8 protein-coding genes and 1 pseudogene are annotated in these 7,970 nt (G+C 69.0%); 3 read left to right on the forward strand and 6 right to left on the reverse strand.

Features of this window, described 5'->3' with window-relative positions:
• Positions 1-947: 947 nt before the first annotated feature.
• Positions 948-1,355, reverse strand: coding sequence for a type II toxin-antitoxin system VapC family toxin (locus tag ACLJK8_RS20950; RefSeq protein ID WP_413152330.1), 408 nt, complete (start codon positions 1,353-1,355; stop codon positions 948-950).
• Positions 1,355-1,609: a type II toxin-antitoxin system Phd/YefM family antitoxin gene (locus ACLJK8_RS20955; RefSeq protein ID WP_413152331.1), complete on the reverse strand. Its 255-nt coding sequence runs from the start codon at positions 1,607-1,609 to the stop codon at positions 1,355-1,357. The genes ACLJK8_RS20950 and ACLJK8_RS20955 overlap by 1 nt, the downstream gene beginning before the upstream one ends.
• A 264-nt stretch (positions 1,610-1,873) precedes the next feature.
• Between ACLJK8_RS20955 and ACLJK8_RS20960 the strand changes: the two genes are divergently transcribed.
• Positions 1,874-2,113, forward strand: a complete 240-nt coding sequence (locus ACLJK8_RS20960) for a type II toxin-antitoxin system Phd/YefM family antitoxin (RefSeq protein ID WP_413152332.1) — start codon at positions 1,874-1,876, stop codon at positions 2,111-2,113.
• Positions 2,110-2,340 carry a hypothetical protein gene (locus tag ACLJK8_RS20965; RefSeq protein WP_413152333.1) on the forward strand — a complete coding sequence of 77 codons (231 nt, stop codon included), beginning with the start codon at positions 2,110-2,112 and terminating at the stop codon, positions 2,338-2,340. Before ACLJK8_RS20960 ends, ACLJK8_RS20965 begins: the two co-directional genes overlap by 4 nt.
• A 233-nt stretch (positions 2,341-2,573) precedes the next feature.
• Here ACLJK8_RS20965 and ACLJK8_RS20970 read toward each other — a convergent pair whose 3' ends face one another.
• Complete coding sequence (locus ACLJK8_RS20970; RefSeq protein ID WP_413152334.1) at positions 2,574-2,867, reverse strand: hypothetical protein; 294 nt, start codon at positions 2,865-2,867, stop codon at positions 2,574-2,576.
• A 20-nt stretch (positions 2,868-2,887) separates the two neighbouring features.
• Here ACLJK8_RS20970 and ACLJK8_RS20975 point away from each other — a divergent pair, with 20 nt between their 5' ends.
• Positions 2,888-3,238: a hypothetical protein gene (locus ACLJK8_RS20975; protein WP_413152335.1), complete on the forward strand. Its 351-nt coding sequence runs from the start codon at positions 2,888-2,890 to the stop codon at positions 3,236-3,238.
• Positions 3,239-3,563: 325 nt separating this feature from the next.
• Here the strand turns inward: ACLJK8_RS20975 and ACLJK8_RS20980 are convergent, their stop codons facing one another.
• The 3 genes and pseudogenes from ACLJK8_RS20980 to ACLJK8_RS20990 form a co-directional block, all read right to left on the reverse strand.
• Complete coding sequence (locus ACLJK8_RS20980) at positions 3,564-6,479, reverse strand: DEAD/DEAH box helicase (protein ID WP_413152336.1); 2,916 nt, start codon at positions 6,477-6,479, stop codon at positions 3,564-3,566.
• Positions 6,480-6,484: 5 nt separating this feature from the next.
• Positions 6,485-6,946, reverse strand: coding sequence for an SWIM zinc finger family protein (locus tag ACLJK8_RS20985; RefSeq protein WP_413152337.1), 462 nt, complete (start codon positions 6,944-6,946; stop codon positions 6,485-6,487).
• A gap of 227 nt (positions 6,947-7,173) precedes the next feature.
• Positions 7,174-7,469: pseudogene (locus tag ACLJK8_RS20990) on the reverse strand (transposase); the annotation flags it as partial.
• Positions 7,470-7,970 lie beyond the last annotated feature (501 nt).

Raw genomic sequence — 7,970 nt, forward strand, 5'->3', positions numbered from 1 at the left:
AGGACTACAACGAAAACCACCCGCACTCAGGGCTGAAAATGCGCTCGCCCCGCGAGTTCATCGCAGCTGAAACCGCAACCGCCTGAGTGTCCGGTGAAATGGGGGCAAGACCATCCGGAGGTCGTGTAGATGGCCGTGGTGCTCGGCAACGCCGCACTGCCACTTGGGGTTGTCAGTGCGGGTGAGATACGTGACTTCGTGCCCACCCGCGCAGTTGGATCTTAGAGCTTGGCATACAAGGGTTTAATTCCGGTAGAGTCATCCAGCTGGATCTTGGTCACGGATGCAACTCAAGGCGCGACACCGCCTAGCATTGGATTATCACAGATGTGATAATCTTGGCGGCAAGCTGATCGCCAGTTGGAGCGTGACCTATTTCACGGGGGCTAATCCCCGGTCCCCGAAGGACGGGTATCACAGCTGTGATAATCCGGCGCATTCCCGGCGAGCACTCGCAGAGTTGACGAGAGAGGCGCACGAGGAACTAATAGCCGCATGGCTGCGCCTCCCCCCTGCTGTGAAAGATGCATGGTAGGAGCTTCCCACGCCACATCGCCAATCGATGCTGGATCCTGATGGGCGCGATCGTGGGAGTACAAATCGTACCCCTAGGCGTTGTCCAGCAGATGCTCAATGCCTCGCTGTCCACTCGACATGCGCCTGTCAGAGCGAGCGAACGTCCGTTCGCGCCGCATCACCGGCATTCTACAACGCGGGCCTCTCGCGCCCCCCTTGCATTCCGGTGCGCGGCCCGGCCCACAGAACGCGCCGTTCAGGACCGGGCGGGCTGGCTTGGCATGTCATGGGTCCTCCCGGGAAGATAGAGAACTGCTGGGTCACCAGCACCCAGCGAGTTAAAGAGAAACGCGGCCCTTGGCAAAGCGTGCTTGAGAGCCGTCACAGGCCGCCCGGGATGCGGATTCAGCCATGCGCGGCGCCGCTGTCAATCAGACATTGTCGCCCCAAGGATCCAAGACGACTACTCCCGTATCGTCGAAATCCTTGACATTGCGAGTGACGACGATGAGCCCATGAACGATCGCTGTGGCCGCGATCAGCGCATCGATGTCGCCTCGGGGCCGGAGCGCTGCGATCCGGCCCCATTCCATCGCGATCTCGGGAGTGACGGCTAGGATGCGATCGGCGAAATCGCGGCGCAGGCCGGCGAGCCACTGCGCGAGGTGCGCAGCCGTGCGCAGATCGCGTCTCCGCCGGAGTTCAATGCCGCGCATGATCTCCCCAATGGTCAGGGCGCTTAGGTAGATTGCGGACGGATCGGCGTGGCGCAACCAGGACACTGCTTCCGCGGAGCCCCGCCGCGCCTCCGACACGACATTGGTGTCGACGAGAAACATCAAAGCGCCGGTACACGGCTGGGCGCCTTGTCGCGGCGCTGGACATCCGCGACGAGATCGTCGTCCCAAGCCGGCCCGCCCAGCAGGGCATCGACTATATTTGAGCTTCCGGTGCGCAGAGCGGCGTAGTCCTCCGCAGACAGCACGACGGCGGCCGGAACTCCGCGTAATGTCACTACCTGCGGTCCTTCTTCTCGCGCGCGGCGAACGACCTTCGAGAACTGGTTCTTTGCATCCTGGAGTGGCCAATCCATCTCACACCTCAAACTAGCTAGACAAGCTAGATTTTAGCCATTTCCCGGGCTGCTTCAAGATACCCTTTGATCCGGTTACCCGGCCGTGCAGGCATGCCGCCTCAGGCACCTGCCGTTGCGCGCCGCGATCGAAGCTGCTTCGGCCTTCGCGCCATAGATACCGTCGCCGATTCTATTCTCGACGAAGGGAGGGCTGCCCAATATGCCGGCTCCGGAGTCGTTGACCTGCGGACTAGACATGAAGCTTGTATGTGAACCTGAAGGATGCGTGCTGTCGGAGCCTTCGATGAGGCGACCCATCATTCTGAATTGCTGGCGGCGGTCGAACAGGGTGAAACCGTGATCATAACCCGGCGCGGGCGTCCGGTCGCACGGCTGGTACCCGAGCCCGCCGCGCCGGACCGGGCCGCCGCGATCGCGCGGCTCAGGGCGCTTCGCGCCCGAGTGGGCGGGGCGCTCGGGCTCGAAGACATCCTGTCGGCGCGGGTTGAGGGCCGGCGGTGACGCTCGTCGTCGACGCCTCGCTGATCGCGAGATTGCTGCTGCCGGACGAGCAGGGCATCGTGCTGGAGCTACTGGCGGCGGACGACTTGGTTGCGCCCTGGCTTCTCTGGGCCGAACTGCGCGACATCCTGATCGTCAACGAGCGACACGGGCGGCTGGCCCCAGGCCGTGCGTTCCGGCGCGCGGTTCGGCACGCACGACGCGGCGCTCAGGACCGCGGCGGGTGAGGAGGTCGTCGAGCTTGTGCGGTAGTGCAGGGGCGGCTCCTCCTCGATTGCTGCACCCCCCGATGCTCTGGATGGTTGCCCCACCCACCCCTCGTCATGCGCGCCGCGTGGGAAAACCCGGCACCGAGAGAGCCTTGGATCGCCGGCGCGGCGCGGTTTGGCGGGGCATGCCGCCCCCAGGGGGGCAGGGGGTCATGCGACCCCGGGCGACCAGTGGCGCGACGCATCAACGACTACCCGGCCGCAACGGACATGACAGCGGTGCTACCAGGACGCACCATGACGCAAGAGGGTAGGCTTCCTTGAACGTCAAATCGTCGATCTCGCTCACCGATCAGCAGGACGCCTTTGCGCGCGCGCTCGTTGAAAGTGGGCGTTACGCCAGCCTCGAACTGCCGCGGCGCAAGGCCGAGGCCGATGCCGCCGAGACCGAGGCGCTGCGCCCGCTGATCGCCGAACGAAGCGAGGGGGGACTGTCTTTCCGGGGCGGAGATGGCGTCGCGGATCGACTGCGTGATCGCGCGCAAGCGGCGCGGTCTCGATGTGGATGGTTGACTACGCGCTCGGGGCCGAACGGGACTTCGAGCTCATCTTCGACCATCTGTTCGACTCATATGTCGCGCGCGGCGAGGCCGCCGCGGAGGCGCTGGAGCGCGCGCGTCGATCGACGGTCTGGACGGAATTCCGTTCATCGGCACGTCCCGGTCCGACATTCGTCCTGGCTCGCGGTTCGTGTGACGCGGCGGAGCTGCGGTCTGTCCCGATCGCGGACCTCGCGCCGATCCGCGTGCTGGCCGTGTTTTTCGGAGCCCGGGATCACGTCCGGCACATGCTGATCCGAATGATCGCAGGGGGAGGGGGGCGCCTGATCACGGACCGGAGGAGGGCAGGGACCTGATGGCGCGCGCCGAAGTGCGACGCCTGAATGCCGAAGAGCTTGCTGCGTGCCTGGCCGCCGCTCAAGCCTTCGTCGGCCGAACCGCGACGACGGATCTGGGCTGCCCGGTCACTGGCGGGACATTCCGGCCGGCGCTGGTTTCAAGCGCGCATCGCCGTCGCCCCGCGCGAAGAAAATCGGGGGCAGGGGAGGAGCTGCCGGACAGGAATCCAGATGCCCGATAATCCAACTTTATCGGGCGTCAGTACCAGCCGCCCGCGTCGGCGCAAGGCATGCGATCCGCGGTCCCAAAGCGCCGCCCGCTTCGAGGTGTCACTCCGCCGGATCACATCCCGCCTTCCTTCGGTGCGAAAAGCTCGCTGATCACATCCATGTCGAACGCGAGGTGTCCGCCCGCCGCTCCGGTGAAGAGCGCATCGGCGAGCGCCTGCTTTCGGGCCTGAAGCGCGAGGATGGCTTCCTCGACGGTGCCCTCGGCGACGAGGCGATAGACGAAGATCGGCTTGGTCTGGCCGATCCGGTGCGCGCGGTCCATCGCCTGGCGCTCGACCGCCGGGTTCCACCAGGGATCGTAGAGGATCACCGTATCGGCGGCGGTCAGCGTCAGGCCGACGCCCCCGGCCTTCAGGCTGATCAGGAAGATCCGGGCCTCGCCCTCCTGGAAGCTTCGCACCGCCGCTTCGCGATCCGCGGTCTCGCCGGTCAGCCAGGCGTAGCGCCAGCCCCGCGCGCGCACATCCGTCTCGATCAGGCGCAGCATCTCGACGAATTGCGAGAAGACGAGCACCTTGCGGCCCTTCCGGGTCAGCGCCTCCAGCATCTCGAGCAGGCGTTCCCGCTTGGCGCTTTCGCCGGGACCGGGTCCGTCCTTCAGGAGCGCCGGATCGCAGCAGGCCTGCCGCATCCGGAGCAGCGCGTCGAGGATGGTGATCTGGGAACCGGCGAGGCCGCGCTCCGCGATCGCCGCGCGCACCCGCGTGTCCATCGCCATGCGCACGCTCTCGTAGAGCGGGCGCTGTTTCGGCCCGAGCGGCACCAGTTCGGTGATCTCGGTCCTGGCGGTCAGGTCGGGCGCCACCTCGTCCTTGGTCCGGCGCAGCAGGAAGGGGCGCAGGCGACGGTTCAGCCGGGCCTGGGCCAGCGCGTCGCCCCTCTCGATCGGCAGGGCGATCCCGGCGCGGAAGGTCTTGCGGTCGCCAAGCAGGCCCGGGACGAGCCAGTCGAACAAGGCCCAGAGATCGAGGAGCGAGTTTTCCATCGGCGTCCCGGTGAGCGCGAGCCGGGTGCGCGCGCGGATCGAGCGGATGCGTTTGGCCGCGGTCGAGGCCGGGTTCTTCACCGCCTGCGCCTCGTCGAGAATGGCGAGCTCCCAGTCGCGCTCGAGGAGCGCGTGATCGCGGTGGAGCAGGGGATAGGTGGTGACGACGAGATCCGCGGCGTCGATCTCCGCGAACAGCGCCTTGCGCGCGGGACCCTGGAGGACCAGCACCTTCAACCCGGGTACGAATTCCGCCGCCTGCCGCGCCCAGGCCCGGGCGAGGCTCGTCGGCACGATCAGCAGGCTCGGCCGCGAAGCGTGCTCCTCGATATGGCGCTTCGCGAGCAGGGCGAGGGTCTGGAGCGTCTTGCCGAGCCCCATGTCATCGGCGAGCAGCCCGCCGAAGCCGGTCTCGGCCAGGGCGGCGAGCCAGCCGTAGCCGATGGCCTGATAGGGGCGGGGGGCCGCCTTGACGGCGGCGGGCATCGGAAGGGGCATGCCCGAGGTCAGCGCGTTGAGGCGGCGTCCGAGTTCGAGGAGCTCGGCGCCGCCGGTGAAGGCGATGCCCGATCCCGCCAGCGCCTCGGCGAATTCGGCGATCTGGCCCGCCTCGCCGGGGTGAATCCGGGTGGCGAGCCCGAGGTTGCCGAGGAGCAGGCGCAGGAGATCGGTGAGCCCCGCCGGATCGACCCGGGCGTGGCGTCCGTCCGGCAGCGCGAGGAAACAGGGCATCGCCGCGACCAGTTCCGCGAAGGCGGGGGCGGCGATCTCCTCCGGGCCAAGCTCTGGCGGCAGCGCGGCCAGCACCTCGGCCACGAGCGGGGCGAGATCGGCTTCCTGATCGCCCGCGCTCAGCGCCAGCCCGAAGTCGAACCGGCCGCCGCCTTCTGCGGCGCCGATCCGGGCTTCGATCCGGATCGGTTCCTCCACCAGCGGCCAGGGCCAGCTCGGGTCCACCTCGACGCGCCAGCCCGCCGCGCGCAGATCGGGCGCATACTCGCCGAGGAAGCGGAGCGCCGCGCGCCGCGCATCGACCGTCTCGCCGGTTTCCGGCTCCCGTTCCCCCTCGGCGAAGATCAGGTCGCCCTTTTCCGCCTGCCTGAAGGCGTGGTGGTCCATCTCCTTGGGCGACAGCGTCCCCCGCCCGCTCAAGGCCTCGCTGGCGCGGGCCTCGGCCCGGCGGTCGCGGCTCAGCGTGACAACGGTCCCGCCGTCCTCGAAGCGCAGCGACTCGGCATGGCGGGCGGGGGCGAGATGGCCGCCATAGTCGAAGGCGAGCCGCAGCGCGGCGGCGCGAACCGGCTCGGAGCGCCGGCTCCAGCCGTCGATCACATGGCGCTCGCCGGGGAGGCCGAACAGGCGGAGCACCGGCACCGGATCGCGCCCACGCCGCGTTTCGAGGCCCATCGGCTTCGGAGCCGGGACGGGCTCACCCTCGATAGCCGTGAGGCGGGCCGCGACCTCGGCCGCGATTTCCGCCGGAAGGCTGGGCGCGCCGAGCAGAAGACGGATCCGCTTGGCCGACAAGGGCGCGAGGATCTCGCCGAAGGCTCCGGTTTCCGGCTCGACCCAGACGGGGCGGGCCGCCGGCAGGCCGACGAGCGGCGCGGCGCTCTCCGCGTCGAGGAGCGCGAGATCCTGCGCGCCCTCGGCCCCGGACCGCCAGGCGAAGCGCGCGGCGCGCGGGCCTGCGTCGCGCAGGGCCGGGCCGGTGCTCTCGCCCCAGCGCCCGCGCCCGGTGGCGGCGATCCGGCGCAGCGGCGGCAGCAGGTCGCAGGGGGCGGGGGGGCTGTAGAACACATGGGCGTCACGATGGCTGTGGCCGCCGTTGATCGGGATCCCGGCGGCTTCCAGATCGCGCAGGATCTCGAGATCCTCGCCGGTGACGAAACGGGGCCGGTTCTCGATCCGCTTGACCCGCTCGATGTCATAGCGGCCGCCCTGGATGCGCGGCGTTCCATCGGCCTGGACGCCGCCCTTCACCGTGGTCACCTCCGCCCCGTGCCGTCCCGGAGCCGGTCGCGCACGGTCGGCGGATAATCCTCCGTCGGGCTTGCCGGAGCGCGCGCGGAGCTCGCCACCGCGTCGAGCCAGCGCAGCACGGGCGCGGGGAGGGAAGCGGCCGCTTCGCGCGCGGTGTCTCGCCGCCCGGCCTCCTCGTCCGCGCCGCGCGACCGCGCGGTGACCAGCGCCGCCACCATGTGCTTGCAGCGGATCCCGACGGGGCAGGAGCACTGGCCGTCGATCCTGGTGAACCGCCCGTCGCGGGCAAGGCTCAGGCGCAGCCGCAGATCGTGGACCCGCCGGCCGGAGCCGGAGACGCGCGCTTCCAGGATGCCCCGGGCCTCATGCGTCGAGAGCGCGACGACGCGACCCTGCCGCGCGTAGCTCACGCCCCGCGCGAGCGTGGCCGGGTCGAAAAAACGCCTCAGAGAGAGAAATGGCTCCACGCCCGAGGCCTCCCGCGCCTGCTCGTTTCCCCAGCATGCCCCGGGACGGAAGGGTGCGCCATGGCGGATCGGGTTCCCTGGCGGCGGCCGGTCGGAGGCGGCCGACCTGCGCGCGGCACCCGGACCGGCCGTCATTTCCCCAGAGGCGCGACCCGGGATCGCCCGCCTACTGTATGACTTTCGGGGCTTGGCGGTTCGGCGCCGGGCTCGGTTCGGCCGCCCCTTGGTCATGCGGCGAGCAACTTCGGGAGCCTTGCGAGGTTGCAGGCAGCCATTGTGAGGGTGGAGCGGGCGCGGACGCGTTCGACGCCCCGGCATACGGTCTGGGTCATGCCGCCCACGGTCTTCGCCCAGCCGAACGGCTCCTCGATTTTCTTGCGGCGGCGCTGCGAGAGGGCATAGCCCTCGTGGCGGGTGGTTCGGCCGTCGATGGCGGAATGGCGGGCTTTCCGCGTGAAGTGGCGCGGGTTCGCCGGAGGTCAGATATGACGTCGGCGCTGTCGTATCCCTTGTCGGCCCCGAGCGCGCCCGGCGCGGGGTCGATCCGGGGTGGCCCTCTCCGTCGGTCAGCACACGCTCCAATTCCGTCACGGACCGGAGCCAAGTTCGCTTACTCAGCCCCTTACGGCCCACAGGGTCGAGGTCGCTGACAGTACGTCGTCTCATCCGATTTTGTCGCGCGGCAGGTGAGCGAGTTACGATCACGACTTCCGTTTCCGCGGTCCCGCGTCCTGGCTTTCCGACGTGCCGCCGGAGGTCGGCGCCGCGCGATCACCCGAGGGCTTGCGGACCACCGCGAATGTTGGCTGACTGGCGCGTGAGAACCGTCGGAGACCTGCGATCGTTGGCGGCATCCATGGCGGCGAGCACCGCCGCCGACCCGCATCTGGAGCCGGACGGATGTCGGAGGGATCGTGTCCCGCGGGGTGGTGTAGCTGAGGCGGTCATCGGGTTTCTCGGTAGGGTCGGGTCGCAACCGCCAACCTGAACCGAGGCATGCCCCCGATGACCAAGCCTATGATGG

It is taken from the genome of Amaricoccus sp. W119 (genome assembly GCF_047275745.1).
In the GTDB taxonomy this organism is placed as follows: Bacteria; Pseudomonadota; Alphaproteobacteria; order Rhodobacterales; family Rhodobacteraceae; genus Amaricoccus.